This window comes from Pseudomonas sp. Sample_24 (assembly GCF_004307605.1).
Lineage (GTDB): Bacteria > Pseudomonadota > Gammaproteobacteria > Pseudomonadales > Pseudomonadaceae > Aquipseudomonas.
In genome coordinates, this window is record NZ_RCNW01000446.1 from 1 (window position 1) to 17257 (window position 17257).

Consider the following 17257-nt stretch of genomic DNA (forward strand, 5'->3'; position numbering starts at 1 on the left):
CGTACGGGAACAGGATGTTCGGGCAGAACGCACCCAGGGTGTGGCTCATCGAAGCGTCGTCCAGGTTCTTGATCAGGAAGATACCGGCCTGTTGCACTTCGGCGATGAACGCCACTTCGTCACCGTTCTTCACGGTTACCGACAAGGTCAGTACGACTTCGTGAAAGTCGCTCTCCAGAGCCTTTTGACGGGTGTTCAGATCCAGACCGACACTCGGCTCCCACTGCTGGCGGAAAATCGCCGGGCTTTTCGGGGCTTCGAAGGACAAGTCACGTACGTAGATGCGCTGCAAGGAGAATTGCGGTGCGTTTTCTTCTTCGCTGGCTGCAGTGTTCTGTTGGTCAGTCATCTCAGATCCTTTCTGATCTTGGGCTTTTATAAGGTATGGAACTCAGGCCTTGAGCAGTGCGTCGAGCTTGCCGGCGCGCTCCAGGGCAAACAAATCGTCACAACCGCCGACGTGGGTGCTGCCGATCCAGATCTGCGGCACGGAGGTACGTCCGGCCTTCTGAGCCATTGCAGCACGCACCTGCGGCTTGCCATCGACCTTGATCTCTTCGAAGGCCACGCCTTTGTTCTCGAGCAGGTACTTGGCTCGGGAGCAATAAGGGCAGTAATCGCTGGAGTAGACGACGACGTTGCTCATATCACTTCACCAGCGGCAGATTGTCGGCTTTCCAGCTGGAAACGCCACCGGACAGCTTGGCGGCGGTGAAACCGGCTTTCATCAGCTCGCGAGCGTGGGTGCCCGCAGTCTGGCCCATGGCGTCGACCAGAATGATGGTCTTGGCCTTGTGCTTTTCCAGCTCGCCAACGCGAGCAGTCAGTTTGTCGTGCGGAATGTTCAACGCACCAACAATGTGACCGGCGGCAAAATCCTTCGCCGGACGAATGTCGATCACCACGCCCGCGTCTTTGTTGACCAGGCCGGTCAGTTCACCGGTGCTCAGGCTACGGCCGCCGCCCTGCATCTGATAAGCGATCAGCGCGGCCAGCAGTACGACGAAGATACCGACGAGAATGTAGTGGTTAGTGGCAAATTCAATCAGGTGAGCAACCATCGAAGGAGGTTCCAGGGCGTTAAAATGTCGGCCAGTATACACAGCCACTATGGTGGGCCAAACCCCGTCCGGCGGTGACGCGGCAGGAACTTCGCTTTAAACTGCGACTCCCTTTTCCATCATCCCCTTTTACCTCAGCCACGAGTGGATTCCATGACTACCACGCCTAAACCTTTGGTCCTGATGATTCTCGACGGCTTCGGTCACAGCGACAACCCTGAATCCAACGCGATCTTTGCCGCGAAAAAGCCTGTGCTGGACCGCTTGTGGGCCACCGTACCGAACGGCCTGATCTCGGGCAGCGGCATGGACGTCGGCTTGCCGGATGGCCAGATGGGCAACTCCGAAGTCGGCCACATGAACCTCGGCGCCGGCCGCGTGGTGTATCAGGACTTCACGCGCGTTACCAAGTCGATCCGCGACGGCGAGTTCTTCGAGAACCCGACCATCTGCGCTGCCGTCGATAAAGCCGTCGCCGCCGGCAAAGCCGTGCACTTCATGGGTCTGCTGTCCGATGGCGGCGTTCACAGCCACCAGGACCATTTGGTGGCGATGGCTGAACTGGCCGCCAAGCGTGGCGCCGAAAAAATCTACCTGCACGCGTTCCTCGATGGCCGTGATACGCCACCGAAAAGCGCGCAGTCGTCGATCGAACTGCTCGACGCCACTTTCCAGGCGCTGGGCAAAGGTCGTATCGCCAGCCTCATCGGCCGCTATTTCGCGATGGACCGTGACAACCGTTGGGACCGCGTATCCCAGGCCTACAACCTGATTGTCGACGGTATTGGTGAATTCAACGCCGCCACCGCCCAGGAAGGCTTGCAAGCTGCGTATGAACGTGGCGAGAGCGACGAATTCGTCAAAGCCACCTCGATTGGCGAACCGGTAAAAGTCGAAGACGGCGATGCGGTGGTGTTCATGAACTTCCGCGCCGACCGTGCCCGCGAACTGACCCGCGTGTTCGTGGAAGACGATTTCAAGGAATTCGAACGCAGCCGCCAGCCAAAACTGGCCGGTTTTGTCATGCTGACCCAATACGCCGCCAGCATTCCTGCGCCATCGGCCTTCGCCGCGGGCAGCCTGGAAAACGTGCTGGGCGACTATTTGGCGAAAAACGGCAAGACCCAGCTGCGCATTGCTGAAACCGAGAAGTACGCGCACGTGACCTTCTTCTTCTCCGGCGGCCGCGAAGAACCGTTCCCGGGCGAAGAACGCATCCTGATTCCGTCGCCAAAAGTCGCCACTTACGACTTGCAGCCGGAAATGAGCGCACCCGAAGTCACTGACCGCATTGTCGATGCCATCGAAAACCAGCGCTACGACGTGATCGTCGTCAACTACGCCAACGGAGATATGGTTGGCCACAGCGGTGTGTTCGAAGCGGCGGTCAAAGCTGTCGAATGCCTGGACACTTGCGTCGGCCGAATCGTCGAGGCGCTGGAAAAGGTTGGCGGCGAAGCGCTGATCACCGCTGACCACGGCAACGTCGAGCAAATGTCCGACGCCTCCACCGGCCAGGCGCACACCGCACACACCACCGAACCGGTGCCGTTCATCTATGTCGGCAAGCGCGACCTCAAGGTCCGCGAAGGTGGTGTGCTGGCGGACGTGGCACCGACCATGCTCAAGCTGCTGGGCCTGGAAAAACCGGCGGAAATGACCGGGACTTCGATTCTCGTCTAATCATCATTAATACCTGTGGGAGCTGGCTTGCCAGCGATAGCAATCTGACAGCAAACATTCATGTTGTTGCCAGGCCGCCATCGCTGGCAAGCCAGCTCCCACAGTGGTTTCTGGTGGTTTTCAGGACTAATTTCCCGCACATCCCTCTCCAGTTATCACACAGCCCCAATTGGGCATTTTTTTTGCTGCCCATGGCGGGCATACTAGGCCGTCCCTTTCCCTGGTGTCGCCCGCCTCTATGCTTCGCGTCCTGATAGCCCTTGCTCTGACTTGCCTGCTCCAACCGGCCTTTGCTGACGAGCGCGCGCAAACCCAACAACAGCTGGACGCCACGCGTCAGGACATTGCCGAGCTGAAAAAGCTGCTGGGCAAGTTGCAGGAAGAAAAATCCGGGGTGCAAAAAGAACTCAAGGGCACCGAGACCGAAATGGGCAAGCTCGAGAAGCAGGTCGAAGCCCTGCAAAAAGAGCTGAAGAAAAGTGAAGCCGAGCTGCAGCGGCTCGATGCGGAGAAAAAAAAACTCCAGAGCGCGCGCACTGAACAACAGCGACTGATCGCCATCCAGGCCCGCGCGGCCTACCAGAACGGCCGACAGGAATATTTGAAGCTGCTGCTCAACCAGCAGAATCCCGAGAAATTCGCCCGCACCCTCACCTATTACAACTACCTGAGCCAGGCCCGCCTTGAACAGTTGAAGAGCTTCAACGAAACGCTGCGCCAACTGGCCAATGTCGAAAAAGACATCGACATGCAGCAAGCGCAACTGCTGGTACAGAAAAGCAGCCTCGACACCCAGCGCGACGAGCTGGACAAAGTCCGCCGAGAGCGCCAGCAAGTCCTGGCCAAGCTCAATGACGACGTGAAGGCCCGCGACCAGAAACTGGCGGCCCGCGAGCAGGATCAGGCAGATCTGTCTAAAGTCCTTAAAACCATTGAGGAAACCCTGGCTCGCCAGGCTCGTGAGGCAGAAGAAGCGCGACAAAAAGCGCTGATTGCCCAGCAGGAAGCCGAAAAAAAGCGCTTACGTGAGGCCCAGGCTCAAGCAAACGAGACTGACGCCCCACGCAAACCGGTTAAATCAACGCCTGGCGCGTTGGTCTCAAGCTCCGGCGAAACCTTTGGCGGTCCGTTTGCTTCAACTCGCGGCAAACTTCCGTGGCCTGTCGATGGTCGACTGTTGGCACGCTTCGGTGAAAGCCGTGGCGACGACGCCCGGACCAAGTGGGACGGCGTGATGATCGGCGCTTCCGCCGGCAGTACCGTGCATGCGGTGCATGGCGGTCGCGTGGTGTTCGCCGACTGGTTGCGCGGCGCAGGGTTGCTGGTCATTCTCGACCATGGCAACGGTTTTTTGAGTCTTTATGGTCACAACCAGACACTGCTCAAGTCTGCGGGTGACGTGGTAAAAGCCGGTGAATCCATCTCCACTGTAGGTAGCAGCGGCGGTCAAGACACACCGGCCTTGTATTTCGCGATTCGTCAGCAGGGTCACCCGAGTGACCCTGCACAATGGTGTCGCGCGCAAGGATAAGCGCGCCATCCAATTCAGGAGTTCGTTCGACATGCTGCATTTGTCCCGCCTTACCTCGCTGGCCCTGACGATCGCCCTGGTGATCGGCGCGCCTCTGGCGTTCGCCGCTCAACCGGCCCCGGCGGTTGCGCCTGCGGGCACTGCTGCGACCACCAAGGCGCCATTGCCGCTGGAAGAGTTGCGCACCTTTGCCGAGGTCATGGATCGGATCAAAGCCGCCTATGTCGACCCGATAGACGACAAGACCCTGCTGGAAAACGCCATCAAGGGCATGCTCAGCAACCTTGATCCACACTCGGCCTATCTCGGGCCTGAAGACTTCGCCGAGTTGCAGGAAAGCACCAGCGGCGAGTTCGGCGGCCTGGGCATCGAAGTCGGCGCCGAAGACGGATTCATCAAAGTGGTGTCGCCAATCGACGACACGCCGGCCTCCAAGGCGGGCATCCAGGCGGGCGATTTCATCGTCAAGATCAACGGCCAGCCAACCCGTGGCCAGAGCATGACCGAAGCTGTGGACAAGATGCGCGGCAAGATCGGCCAGAAAATCACCCTGACCCTGGTTCGCGACGGTGGCACGCCGTTCGACGTGACCCTGGCCCGCGCCATCATTCAAGTGAAGAGCGTGAAGAGCCAGTTGCTGGAATCGGGCTACGGCTACATCCGTATCACCCAGTTCCAGGTCAAGACCGGCGAAGAGGTCTCCAAAGCGCTGGCCAAGCTGCGCAAGGACAACGGCAAGAAGCTCAAAGGCATCATTCTCGACCTGCGCAACAATCCGGGCGGCGTGCTGCAGTCGGCGGTTGAAGTCGTCGACCACTTCATCACCAAAGGCCTGATCGTTTACACCAAAGGCCGGATCGCCAACTCAGAGCTGCGCTTCAACGCCACTGGCAAAGATGAAAGTGAAGCCGTGCCAATGGTTGTGCTGATCAATGGCGGCAGTGCCTCGGCCTCGGAAATTGTCGCCGGCGCCCTGCAGGATCAAAAGCGTGCGGTGGTCATGGGGACGCCAAGTTTCGGCAAAGGCTCGGTGCAAACCGTGCTGCCGTTGAACAACGACCGCGCACTGAAAATCACCACGGCGCTGTATTACACGCCTAATGGCCGCTCGATCCAGGCCCAAGGCATCGTCCCGGACATCGAAGTGCGCAGAGCCAAGATCACCAACGAGCAGGATAGCGAGTACTTCAAGGAAGCCGATCTGCAAGGTCACCTGGGCAATGGCAACGGCGGCGCCGACAAGCCAAGCAGCTCCGGCGGCAAAACCAAGCCGATGCCGCAGGACGACGATTACCAGTTGGCCCAGGCCCTGAGCCTGCTCAAAGGGCTGAGCATTACGTCCGGCCGCTGAGATGCTTCTTCGGCTGACCCTGGCGCTGTTGTGCAGTCTGGCGTGCGTGGCTCACGCCACCCCCGCCGTTACCGCGCCGCAAAAAGCCTACCTGAGCTTGATCATCGACGACCTGGGGCAAAGCCTGCCCCGGGATCGCCGCGTGCTGGGCCTGCCCGGCCCGGTAACCGCAGCGATCATGCCCGATACCCCCCACGCCACCGAATTCGCCCGCGAAGCCCATCGCGCCGGCAAGATCGTCATTCTGCATATGCCGATGGACCCGGCCACAGGACCATTTGCCTGGCATCCCGATCTACCCATCGAGGAGCTTGAGAGACGCCTGAACGCTGCGTTCAAAAGGGTTCCCTACACCGCCGGCATCAACAATCACATGGGTAGCCGCATGACCGCGCAACCCGCCGCCATGGCCTGGTTGATGGCCGACCTGCAGCGTCGTCACAAATTTTTCGTCGACAGCCGCACCAGTGCGCAAACCGTGGCGGCGCAGCAAGCGCAGAAGATCGATCTGGCGAGCGTTTCTCGGGATGTGTTTCTGGATGATGAGCGCACTGAAGACGCTATTTTTGCCCAACTCCAGACAGCGATCAGCCTCGCACACCGACAAGGCTCGGCAGTGATGATCGGACATCCGTATCCGCAGACACTGGCAGTGCTGGAGCGAGAGTTGCCCAAGCTGAAGGCCCAGGGAATCGAGTGGATCGATATCCGGCAGATGATCAGCGTGCGCGGTAATCGCGCCACGGCGGCGCATGGCAAGGACGGCCAGTACCGCCTGCCGACTTCACAGTAACCTGCAGATCCATTCCCGTTTCGCGATACATATATACATCTGCCGGTGCATTGGCCCGTGCCACGATAGCGCTCACCCTGAATTTCATCACCAAGGAATGGATATGAAATACCTCAAGCTCTTTTGTTTCGCCGCCCTGGTTGTCCTGGCCAATCCTGCAGTGCAGGCACGCGACCTTGGCGAAGGCGCCGTCAATGACTCGCCGTCAAGAGCGCTGCGCAACAGCGATAATTTTTATGAAATCTGGAGCGGTGTGGGACGACTCAGCCTCCAATCAGGCGAGACGTGCAGTGCCGTCCTATTGGATACGCGAAACAGGCAGGGTCGAGCCACCGGCCCTGCCTACTTGCTCACCAGCGGTCATTGCGTGTTTTTTAGATACGGTTCGGCGCGGACCGATTTGCCTTTGAACGCCAGCGTCACTTTCCATTACTTTCATGACGTACCACAGCGTAAGCGCCAGTACCCGATCCGAATTGCCTTGTGGAGCAGTCTGGTCGGGACCGATCTTGCCGTGCTGGAGATAGACGCGACATTGGCGTCGCTGATACAGGCCGGGGTCAACCCGCTCAAGCTCGCCTCACATCTGACTTACGAGAATCTGGATGTGCTCAACGTTGGCGCGCCGGGTGGTTTTACCGAAGCCGGGCTTCGTTTGAGTGCCTGCGCTGAACGAACCGCCGGAACATTCATCGATTACCCTGGGGTGTTCCCATTAGCCATGAAAAACAGCTGCGATCTACACGCTGGAAGCTCTGGCAGTCCGATGCTGAACAGACTCACCAATGAAATTACCGGCATCGTCAGTAAAGTCGCGATATCGCGAAATCATCCGGCGCAATCCGATTGTGAGCACTCTACGTCTTGTCAGGCCGCTCGATTCAACTACAGCTACAGCGCCAGCTTCCTGTACGCGTGCTTTATTGATGGCGTCTTCACCCTCGCGGCACCGAACTGTTCGTTGGAGCCGGTAGAGCTGACCGTCACGGAACCCTGGAAACTAAAAACACATGTCTATAAAACGCAAAATGCGAATGGGCAGGTGGTCTTGCCCAAGTGGGATTTCCGGTTCTCCCTCAAGGCGCCCTTCTATCGCTATAAAATGGTCCGTAACGCTCGGGATTGTCAGGAGCCTACTTTCTACAGTCCGGCCATCAGTACAGAAAATGCCTATATCAACAGTGGAATCGGCCCACAAAGCGGCGCGTACGCGCTCTGCATCATCGGGGTCGCCTCAGCCGATTCGAAGCTGACAAGGGGGGCATTGAACAATGTGTTTACCAGTGCCGTGAACATGAGCACGACGCCGGGCACCCTGCCTGAAATGACCTCGCAGTGAAAATTACAGATACTTCGACATGATCTCGTCAACTTTGCCTTCCTGGCGCATCTGATCCAGCGCGGCCTGCAGTTTGGCGACGGTTTCGTCCGGCACGTCCTTGTTCAAGGCCAGGTACAACTCGGCACTGTTGAACCGCAACACAGTCTTGAGCCCGATCACGCCTTCCTGGCGCGCCAGGTAGCGCCCAGCCGGATCACCGGTAGCCCATAGATCGATCTGGCCATTGACCAGTTTCTTCGCGTTGTCCTGATCGCGCAGGACCACCACAGGCTTCAAGCCTTGCTTGGCGAGCGTCGTGGCAATGGCGTCGCCCTTGTACGCACCGATTTTGTACTTTCGCGCATCGTCCAGGGATTGGAGGGTGATTTTGCTGTCAGCCTTGGCCAGCATGATCCAGTCGTCCGGGCCAATCGGCCCGACCCATTTGAAGAGCTTCTCGCGATCGGGTAACCGCGCCATCACGAATGCACCGTAACCGGGGTTTTCCAGAGCGAGTTTGTACACTCGCTCCCAGGGGAAACGCAGCGTCAGGCTGTAGGTAATATCGGCACGCTTGAATATTTCGCGGACGATGTCCGTGGCGATGCCATCAATGTTCTCGCCTTGGGCGAAATTCTTGCCGTTCTTCGCCATGTTGTACGGAGGGAAGTTTTCCGTCAGCAACACCATGTCGGTGTTGGGGTTGTCTGCGGCGTGTACCGCACTGACGAACAACAGGGAAGCACTGGCGAGGGCAAAACGAAGACGTTTGAGCATGTCTGGCTACCGAAATCCATGGCGTGCCCAAGAGTGCCTTGAGCCCGCCATGATGTCCACTGGCCTGTATGGGTTTGTTCAGCGCATCACGATTCCGCGATGAGCCATGTAGGCCTTGGCTTCCTGAACGGTGTATTCGCCGAAGTGGAAAATACTCGCCGCCAGGACTGCACTGGCGTGACCTTCGAGGATACCGTCGGCCAAATGCTGCAGGTTGCCAACGCCACCGGAAGCGATCACCGGAATGCCCAGGGCATCGCTGATGGCGCGGGTCACGCCAAGGTCGAAGCCGTTTTTCATGCCGTCCTGGTCCATGCTGGTCAGGAGGATTTCACCGGCTCCCAGGCCTTCCATCTTCTTTGCCCACTCGACAGCGTCAAGGCCGGTCGGCTTGCGACCGCCGTGGGTGAAGATTTCCCAGCGCGGGGTTTCGCCCGCAGCGGAAACTTTTTTCGCATCGATGGCAACGACAATGCACTGTGAGCCGAAATGCTGCGCCGCTTCGCCGACGAATTCAGGGTTGAACACCGCAGCGGTGTTGATCGAAACCTTGTCCGCACCGGCATTGAGCAAGTTGCGGATGTCCTGCACGGTGCGCACGCCACCGCCGACGGTCAGCGGAATGAACACCTGGCTGGCCATGCGCTCGACGGTATGCAGCGTGGTGTCGCGGCCGTCGACGCTGGCGGTGATATCGAGAAAGGTAATCTCGTCGGCACCCTGCTCGTCGTAGCGACGGGCGATTTCTACCGGGTCACCGGCGTCGCGGATGTTTTCGAATTTCACACCCTTGACCACCCGGCCGTTGTCCACGTCCAGGCAAGGGATGATGCGTTTGGCCAGCGCCATGGTCAGTCCTCAGCCTTTGTACGAGTCGCAGAAAGCTTGCGCTTCAGCGACGTCGAGGGTGCCTTCGTAGATCGCCCGGCCGGTGATCGCGCCGATGATGCCCGGCGCCTTGGCGTCGAGCAGGGTCTTGATGTCACCCAGATTGTGGATGCCACCGGAAGCGATGACCGGAATCGATGTGGCAGCAGCCAGCGCGGCGGTGAACGGTACGTTGCAGCCCTGCATCATGCCGTCTTTGGCGATGTCGGTATAAACGATGGCGGACACGCCGTCGGCTTCGAACTGCTTTGCCAGGTCGATCACCTGGATGGTGCTGATTTCAGCCCAACCGTCGGTAGCGACGAAACCGTCCTTGGCGTCCAGACCGACAATCACTTTGCCAGGGAAAGCGCGGCAGGCTTCGGCGACGAAGGCTGGATCTTTCACGGCCTTGGTGCCGATGATCACGTAGCTCACGCCAGCCTTGACGTAGTGCTCGATGGTTTCCAGGGAGCGGATACCGCCGCCGATCTGGATCGGCAGGTTCGGATAGCGCTTGGCGATCGCGGTGACCACTTCGCCGTTGACCGGTTGGCCTTCGAACGCGCCGTTCAGGTCGACCAGATGCAGACGACGGCAACCGCCCTCCACCCACTTGGCAGCCATGCTCACCGGGTCATCGGAGAACACCGTGGAATCTTCCATGCGGCCCTGGCGCAGACGAACACAGGCACCGTCTTTAAGATCGATAGCGGGAATAATCAGCATCTGGCAAACCTTCAAATTCGAATGTTCAGCTTGGCTCGGAAATCAGTTTTTCTCGAGCGCCCACAGGTCGCTTTCGATGCTTTCGAACCTCTCTTTGAGATGCGTCTGCACATCGAAAATCGCCCTGTTGTAATAGTGCGGAGCAATTTCGCGGGTAAACAACTCAAGAATCTCAGCCGCCTCGAACGAGCCGAGGTCGAGTTCAAAGCGGTCTTCCATGAATCGCTTGATCTTGCTGTTGGCCTCGCTCTCCTGTTCGGGAGTGAGGGTCAGGATCGGCGGCCTGGATTTCTTGACAGCCATTTACCAGCGACCGTCCCACGCAGCGAAGTTCTGCAGCAATTGCAGGCCATGGGTATGGCTTTTCTCCGGGTGGAACTGCACGGCGAAACGCGAGCCATCGGCCAGCGCTGCGGCGAAATCGACGCCGTAATGACCACCACCGACCACCTGGCGCGCATTAGCCGCAGCGATGTAGTAGCTGTGCACGAAGTAGAAACGCGCCATGTCCGGAATGTCGTGCCACAGCGGGTGACTGACCTTCTGCTTCACTTCGTTCCAGCCCATGTGCGGGACTTTCAGGTGTTCGCCGTCTTCGTGCAGATCTTTGCCGAAGAACTTTACTGCGCCCGGAAACAGCCCGATGCAGTCGACACCGTCGTTCTCTTCGCTGGTGTCGAGCAAGGCTTGCATGCCGACGCAGATACCGAGGAAAGGCCGGTCCTGGCTGACCTCACGTACCAGCGAGTCGAACCCGAGGCGACGGATCTCCGCCATGCAATCGCGAATCGCACCGACGCCGGGGAAAACCACCCGGTCGGCTTCGCGAATCACGTTGGCATCGCTGGTGATCAACACCTTGCCGGCACCCACGTGCTCGAGGGCCTTGGCCACCGAGTGCAGGTTGCCCATGCCGTAATCGATAACCGCGACTGTCTGCATTACAGAACGCCCTTGGTCGATGGCATTTGCCCGGCCATACGGTCATCGAGCTCCACGGCCATGCGCAACGCACGGCCGAAAGCCTTGAACACGGTTTCGATCTGGTGGTGGGTGTTGTGCCCACGCAGATTGTCGATGTGCAGGGTGACGTTGGCGTGGTTGACGAAGCCCTGGAAGAACTCCTGGAACAGATCCACGTCGAAACCGCCGACGGTAGCGCGGGTGTACGGCACGTGCATCTGCAGGCCCGGGCGACCGGAGAAATCGATCACCACGCGCGACAGCGCTTCATCGAGCGGCACGTAGGCGTGGCCGTAGCGACGGATGCCTTTCTTGTCGCCGATGGCTTTGGTAAATGCCTGGCCGAGGGTGATACCGACGTCTTCCACGGTGTGGTGGTCATCGATATGCAGGTCGCCCTTGCTGACAATATCCAGGTCGATCAGCCCGTGACGGGCGATCTGGTCCAGCATGTGCTCAAGAAAAGGTACACCGATATCAAATCGGGCCTTTCCGGTGCCATCCAGGTTGATCGAGGCTTTGATCTGGGTTTCCAGAGTGTCGCGCTCGACAGACGCCATACGTTCGGCCATCACCAGCTCCGCAAAATCATTGGGCGAAAAAGGCATCCATTATAGGCACGCGGGGCCGAAACAGAAACACGCGACGTGATATGGCTGACGGACAGAAGCCCCGGCTGTCGCGGGTAGACATGTCCATACAAGCACGACAGGCTACTGATCGCTCCCACGCTCTGCGTGGGAGTGCAGCCTTGGACGCTCCGCGTCCGCTTTGACTGTGACGCGGAGCGTCACGGGAGGCATTCCCACGCAGAGCGTGGGAACGATCAGAAACAACTGTAGGAGTGAGCCTGCTCGCGATAGGGCTCTCACATTCAACATTTCTGTCGACTGTCAGACCGGTATCGCGAGCAGAGCTCACTCCTACAGGGGTATTGCGTTTTTACTTAGTGGAACAGTACCGCCGTCTTCTGCAGGGTCACCCACACACCCCACGCCAACGGAATACCCACCGCCAGCCAGGCAGCAATTGCCAGAGGCTTGGTGCCCGGCGCCGCTTTCCACTCCAGCGACGTGCTGGCGTCAGCACCTTTGTCGTGGCCCAGCGCCTGTTCGGCAGCCAGTTCAGCGTCGGTCATGAAGTACTTGTCGGCCACCGGACGCACCAGCAGGTTGCAGATGAAACCCAGCACCAGCAGGCCGGCAAGGATGTACAAGGTGATGTCGTAAGCTGCGGCACGTTCAACGCCGATGCTCAGCTGATATTCACGCAGGTAGTTCACCAGCACCGGACCCAACACACCCGCCGCTGCCCACGCGGTCAGCAGGCGACCGTGGATAGCACCGACCATTTGCGTACCGAACAGGTCCGCGAGATAAGCAGGAACGGTGGCAAAACCGCCGCCGTACATCGACAGGATGATGCAGAACGCGGCCACGAACAGCGCGACGTTGCCCAGGTGGCCAAGATTCGGAATCAATGCGTACAGCGCAAAGCCAAGGGCAAAGAACACGAAGTAGGTGTTTTTACGGCCCAGGTAGTCCGAGAACGATGCCCAGAAGAAGCGGCCACCGATGTTGAACAGGCTCAGCAAACCGGTGAAACCGGCGGCGATCGCGGCGATCGAAGCCAATTGACCTGCATCCAGCTGACCGAACGGCAGATCGTTGCCCAGCAATTTGCCGCCGAACACTTCCTGCAACAGCGGCGAAGCCATGCCGAGGATGCCGATACCTGCGGATACGTTCAGGCACAGCACCAGCCACACCAGACGGAATTGCGGGGTTTTCCATGCCACGTTCACGTGTACATGACGGTTGGTGATCATGGCGTTCGACGCTTTTTTCGCAGGCGCCGTCCAGCCTTCAGGCTTCCAGCCGGTTGGCGGCACGCGGTAGGACAGTGCGCCACCGATCATGAACACGAAGTAGATCGCGGCCATCGCCACGAAGCTCTGCCATACGCCAACGCCTTCTGGCGAGCCGAAGTGGCTCATCAGGGCAGTCGCCAACGGCGCTCCGACCATCGCACCACCGCCGAAGCCCATGATCGCCATGCCGGTCGCCATGCCGCGCTTGTCCGGGAACCACTTGATCAGGGTCGACACCGGCGAGATGTAGCCCAGGCCCAGGCCGATACCGCCAATGACCCCGGAGCCGATCCACATCAGCCAGATCTGGTGCGTGTAGATGCCCAGCGCCGAAATCAACAGACCGCCGCACCAGCACAGCGCCGAAACAACGCCGGCCTTGCGTGGTCCGGCATGCTCGAGCCAACCGCCCCAGATCGCTGCAGAGCAACCCAGGAAAATGAAGAACAGGGTGTAGATCCAGCCGAGCATCGAGATCGGCCAATCGCATTGCGAGGAAAAAACCTGAGCGATGAAGCTCATGTCCGGCGCACAGGCCAGCGGCTTGCTGAGACCCAGTGCCTTGGACAAGGGCAACCAGAACACCGAAAAGCCGTAGGCCATGCCGATGCAGAGGTGGATGGCCAAGGCGGCCGGTGGCACCAGCCAACGGTTGAAACCGGGCTTGGCGATAATGCGTTCCTTGGACAGGAACGCGGGCTGGTCGGCGTAGCCGTCCGCCGCGATACTCGTGGTCATTGTGTATCCCCCAATTATTAGTATGGTTCGCCAGGTGCTCTTCATCCCCAGCCTTTATGCGCACGCATGACTGTTTTTTTACGATGAAGCTCCATTTTGGTGCGGCATCAAGTCGCAGAAGGACCGACGAACGGGCGAAGGTTACCATTTGCACGTGACAGAAAAACCAAAGTGCTATCAGTTTTTTGTACGTTATCCGATCTCTTGCGTGCAGAAATCGCCTGCCGACGATCGCCAAACGGCCGACTGAACATGCCGCCCGACACTCGGTCCGAGTGATCACTGACCGGTCGTCTCTTTCGGAGCGCTATACTCCCCGGCTAAATTTCGAATTCGACTAACTACAAGGACTCGCCCATGAAAGCGTTCGGCAAAATCCTGGGTCTGGTACTTCTCGGGCTGTTGCTGATCATTGTGGCGCTGGGCTTTGCCCTGACCCACCTCTTCGATCCCAACGACTACAAAGACGAGATTCGCCAGATTGCCCGCGACAAGGCCCACATCGAGCTGACGCTCAATGGCGATATCGGCTGGAGCCTTTTTCCGTGGCTCGGCCTTGAATTGCATGACGCTGGTGTCGCGACCCTGGCCAAGCCCACCGAACCGTTTGCCGACCTGCAGATGCTCGGCCTGTCGGTCCGCGTACTGCCACTGCTGCGCCGCGAAGTGCAGATGAGCGACGTGCGCGTTGAAGGTCTCAATCTGCGCCTGAACCGCGACAAGGATGGCCACGGCAACTGGGAAGACATCGGCAAGGTACCAAAGCCTGCGAACCCGGACACCGCACCGGCGACCACCAGCGAACCCGAGCCGCAAACCACTGCACAGGCCGATAAACCGGCCCAGCCGATTCGCCTGGACATTGACAGCCTGACCGTCAACAACGCCCGCGTTGAGTACAACGACGAAAAAACCGGCAAGCAATTCAGCGCCGAAAGTATCCAGCTGAGCACCGGCCCGGTGCATGACTCCACCAACATTCCAGTCAAGCTCACTGCATTCCTCGGCACTAACCAGCCGGTTCTGCGAGTGCGCACCGAGCTCAATGGCGAACTGCGTTTCGAACGTGCTTTGCAGCGCTACAAACTGGAAGACATGAAACTGTCCGGTGAAGTGGCGGGCGATCCACTTCAAGGCAAAACCATGACCTTCGCCGCCCAAGGCCAGTTGTTGCTGGACCGGGCGGCCAATGTCGCCGAGTGGACCGGCATCAGGGTTTCCGCCAATCAGTTGCGTGCGCTGGGTGAGTTGAAGGTCAATGATCTGGACAAGACCCCGCAAGTCAGCGGTGGCCTGTCGGTCGCCCAGTTCGACCTGGCAAAATTCGTCGACAGCATCGGCCAGACATTGCCGGCCATGGGCGAAGGCAGCCTGAGCAAGGTGGAACTGGCTACCCGTCTTGCGGGCACGCCTTCCAGCCTCGTCCTGGACGACATCAACCTGAAAGTCGATGACAGCACCTTCAGCGGCCGCATTGCCGTCGAAGACTTCGCCAAGCAATCGTTGCGTGCAACCCTCAAGGCAGACACTTTCAACGTCGACCGCTATCTGGCGCCGAAGTCGGCCGAAGCCAACAGCACCAAGCAAGTGCGTCAGGCCGAAGTCGCCAGCACCGAAGCCGATGCCATGGCGGGCGCCGGCAGCACACCGCTGCCGCCATCGCCGACCAAAGAAGCCTGGAGCAGCGAGCGCCTGCTGCCGGTGGAACGACTGAGCAAGCTGGATGTGGACGCCGATCTGACTTTTGGCCAGTTGACCCTGGAAAAACTGCCGATCCACAACGCCGTACTCAAGGCCAGCGGCCAAGGCGGTTTGCTTACCCTGACCAGCCTGCGCGGTGATTTGTACGAAGGTAACTTCGACGCCAAGGGCACCCTCGATGTGCGCCAGCAAGCGCCCGTGCTGAATTTGCAGACGCAGATCAGCCGCGTACCGGCGGAAAAAATCCTCGAAAGCCAGGGCAAGAATCCGCCGGTCAAAGGCCTGGTCACGCTCAACAGCAGCCTGACCGGCAGCGGCAACAGCCAGAAAGCGCTGATCGAAACCCTCAATGGCAACGCCAGTTTCGTCATCAACAATGGGGTGTTGCTCAATGCCAACCTCGAGCAGCAATTGTGCAAAGGCATCGCCACGCTCAACCGCAAAACCCTCAGTGGCGAGCCACGGGGCAAGGACACACCGTTCCAGGAACTCAAGGGCAACCTGAATTTCCGCAACGGCGTGGCCAGTAACCCGGACCTGAAAGTGCGCATCCCGGGCATGACCGTCAACGGTGACGGTGATATCGATCTGCGGGTGCTGGGCATGGACTACCGCGTAGGCATCATTGTCGAAGGCGACAAGAGCGACATGCCGGACCCGGCTTGCCAGGTGGGTGAGAAATTCGTCGGCATCGAGTGGCCGCTGCGCTGCCGTGGCCCACTGGAACTGGGTGCCAAGGCTTGCCGACTGGACAACGAACGCATGGGACAGGTTGCGAGCAAACTGGCCGGCGAACGCATCAGCGAAAAAATCGACGAGAAGCTGGGCGACAAAGTCAGCCCGGAACTCAAGGATGCGCTCAAGGGGCTGTTCAAGCGATGAGAGCCGAGCAGTTTTCAATGGCGGTGCTGGACTGGTTCGACCGCCACGGCCGTCATGACTTGCCCTGGCAGCAGGACATCAACCCGTATCGGGTGTGGGTCTCGGAAATCATGCTGCAGCAGACCCAGGTCAGCACCGTGCTCAACTACTTCGACCGGTTCATGGCTTCGCTGCCGACAGTCGAAGCCCTGGCCGCTGCGCCGGAAGATGAAGTGCTGCACCTGTGGACGGGCCTGGGTTACTACACTCGCGCGCGCAATCTGCAGAAGACCGCGAAGATCGTCGTTGAGCAATACGGCGGCGAATTCCCCCGGGATGTGGAAAAACTCACTGATCTGCCGGGCATCGGCCTGTCCACTGCCGGCGCAATCGCCAGCATCAGCATGGGCCTGCGTGCGCCGATCCTCGACGGCAACGTCAAACGCGTACTGGCGCGTTTTACCGCGCAAGAGGGTTACCCGGGCGAGCCGAAGGTCGCAAAACAGCTCTGGGCGAACGCTGAGCGCTTTACGCCACATGATCGGGTCAATGCCTACACCCAGGCGATGATGGACCTCGGCGCGACGCTCTGCACCCGCAGCAAACCCAGCTGCCTGCTGTGTCCGCTGGAGAAAGGTTGCGAAGCGCACATGCTCGGCCTGGAAACACGCTACCCGATACCCAAGCCACGCAAAGCCATCCCGCAGAAACGCACGCTGATGCCGATGCTCGCCAACGGCGAAGGCGCGATCCTGCTTTACCGTCGCCCTTCTACCGGTCTGTGGGGCGGTTTGTGGAGCCTGCCGGAACTCGACGACCTCGATGACCTGCAACACTTGGCTTCGCAGCACTCGCTGGAACTGGGCGCACAGCAATCGCTGCCGAGCCTGGTGCACACCTTCAGCCATTTCCAGTTGTCCATCGAACCCTGGCTGGTCCAGGTCCAGGAGGCCGGTCATCACGTGGCCGAGGCCGACTGGCTCTGGTATAACCTCGCCACCCCGCCGCGCC

Annotated in this window: 17 protein-coding genes; 7 read left to right on the plus strand and 10 right to left on the minus strand. The window is 59.4% G+C overall.

Annotated features, from left to right (window positions below):
• The 3 genes from secB to D8V06_RS26015 form a co-directional block, all read right to left on the minus strand.
• Nucleotides 1-349 (minus strand): protein-export chaperone SecB (gene secB / locus D8V06_RS26005; RefSeq protein ID WP_130932085.1); only part of this gene is annotated, 349 nt, incomplete at its 3' end.
• A gap of 42 nt (nt 350-391) precedes the next feature.
• The gene (gene grxC, locus D8V06_RS26010) at nt 392-646 is read right to left on the minus strand and encodes a glutaredoxin 3 (protein ID WP_008058538.1); all 255 of its coding nucleotides are present in this window, start codon (nt 644-646) and stop codon (nt 392-394) included.
• A 1-nt stretch (nt 647) separates the two neighbouring features.
• The gene (locus D8V06_RS26015; RefSeq protein ID WP_056852206.1) at nt 648-1061 is read right to left on the minus strand and encodes a rhodanese-like domain-containing protein; all 414 of its coding nucleotides are present in this window, start codon (nt 1059-1061) and stop codon (nt 648-650) included.
• A 153-nt stretch (nt 1062-1214) separates the two neighbouring features.
• On the opposite strand from D8V06_RS26015, the gene gpmI reads away from it, so the two are divergent.
• From gpmI to D8V06_RS26040, 5 genes are all read left to right on the plus strand, one after another.
• Nucleotides 1215-2744, plus strand: a complete 1530-nt coding sequence (gene gpmI / locus D8V06_RS26020; RefSeq protein ID WP_130903874.1) for a 2,3-bisphosphoglycerate-independent phosphoglycerate mutase — start codon at nt 1215-1217, stop codon at nt 2742-2744.
• Nucleotides 2745-2982: 238 nt separating this feature from the next.
• On the plus strand, nt 2983-4275 hold the full coding sequence (locus D8V06_RS26025; RefSeq protein ID WP_130932086.1) for a murein hydrolase activator EnvC: 1293 nt from the start codon (nt 2983-2985) through the stop codon (nt 4273-4275).
• Between the two features lie 31 nt (nt 4276-4306).
• The gene (locus D8V06_RS26030) at nt 4307-5626 is read left to right on the plus strand and encodes a S41 family peptidase (RefSeq protein WP_056852203.1); all 1320 of its coding nucleotides are present in this window, start codon (nt 4307-4309) and stop codon (nt 5624-5626) included.
• A 1-nt stretch (nt 5627) separates the two neighbouring features.
• On the plus strand, nt 5628-6419 hold the full coding sequence (locus tag D8V06_RS26035) for a divergent polysaccharide deacetylase family protein (RefSeq protein ID WP_056852202.1): 792 nt from the start codon (nt 5628-5630) through the stop codon (nt 6417-6419).
• Between the two features lie 103 nt (nt 6420-6522).
• The gene (locus D8V06_RS26040; protein ID WP_130932087.1) at nt 6523-7758 is read left to right on the plus strand and encodes a trypsin-like peptidase domain-containing protein; all 1236 of its coding nucleotides are present in this window, start codon (nt 6523-6525) and stop codon (nt 7756-7758) included.
• 3 nt (nt 7759-7761) lie between these two features.
• On the opposite strand, the gene D8V06_RS26045 is transcribed toward D8V06_RS26040, so the two are convergent.
• The 7 genes from D8V06_RS26045 to D8V06_RS26075 all read right to left on the minus strand — a co-directional run bounded on the left by D8V06_RS26045 (nt 7762) and on the right by D8V06_RS26075 (nt 13684).
• Nucleotides 7762-8517, minus strand: coding sequence for an ABC transporter substrate-binding protein (locus D8V06_RS26045; RefSeq protein WP_056852200.1), 756 nt, complete (start codon nt 8515-8517; stop codon nt 7762-7764).
• Nucleotides 8518-8595: 78 nt separating this feature from the next.
• On the minus strand, nt 8596-9366 hold the full coding sequence (hisF, locus tag D8V06_RS26050) for an imidazole glycerol phosphate synthase subunit HisF (RefSeq protein ID WP_056852199.1): 771 nt from the start codon (nt 9364-9366) through the stop codon (nt 8596-8598).
• A gap of 9 nt (nt 9367-9375) precedes the next feature.
• Nucleotides 9376-10113 (minus strand): 1-(5-phosphoribosyl)-5-[(5-phosphoribosylamino)methylideneamino]imidazole-4-carboxamide isomerase, encoded by a 738-nt coding sequence (hisA, locus tag D8V06_RS26055; protein WP_015093076.1) that lies wholly within the window; start codon nt 10111-10113, stop codon nt 9376-9378.
• 42 nt (nt 10114-10155) lie between these two features.
• Entirely contained in the window at nt 10156-10416 is a 261-nt protein-coding gene (locus tag D8V06_RS26060; RefSeq protein ID WP_056852198.1) for a DUF2164 domain-containing protein, read from the minus strand.
• Nucleotides 10417-11055: an imidazole glycerol phosphate synthase subunit HisH gene (hisH, locus tag D8V06_RS26065; RefSeq protein ID WP_008080553.1), complete on the minus strand. Its 639-nt coding sequence runs from the start codon at nt 11053-11055 to the stop codon at nt 10417-10419. It abuts the gene before it with no gap.
• Nucleotides 11055-11648 carry an imidazoleglycerol-phosphate dehydratase HisB gene (gene hisB, locus D8V06_RS26070; RefSeq protein WP_007939452.1) on the minus strand — a complete coding sequence of 198 codons (594 nt, stop codon included), beginning with the start codon at nt 11646-11648 and terminating at the stop codon, nt 11055-11057. Before hisB ends, hisH begins: the two co-directional genes overlap by 1 nt.
• Nucleotides 11649-12022: 374 nt before the next feature.
• Nucleotides 12023-13684 carry an OFA family MFS transporter gene (locus D8V06_RS26075; protein ID WP_056852197.1) on the minus strand — a complete coding sequence of 554 codons (1662 nt, stop codon included), beginning with the start codon at nt 13682-13684 and terminating at the stop codon, nt 12023-12025.
• A gap of 357 nt (nt 13685-14041) precedes the next feature.
• Here D8V06_RS26075 and D8V06_RS26080 point away from each other — a divergent pair, with 357 nt between their 5' ends.
• Both D8V06_RS26080 and mutY read left to right on the plus strand, forming a co-directional pair.
• Nucleotides 14042-16267 (plus strand): AsmA family protein, encoded by a 2226-nt coding sequence (locus tag D8V06_RS26080; RefSeq protein WP_130932088.1) that lies wholly within the window; start codon nt 14042-14044, stop codon nt 16265-16267.
• Nucleotides 16264-17257, plus strand: a 994-nt coding sequence (mutY, locus tag D8V06_RS26085) for an A/G-specific adenine glycosylase (RefSeq protein WP_130904462.1), incomplete at its 3' end; no start/stop codon positions are given. The genes D8V06_RS26080 and mutY, both read left to right, overlap by 4 nt.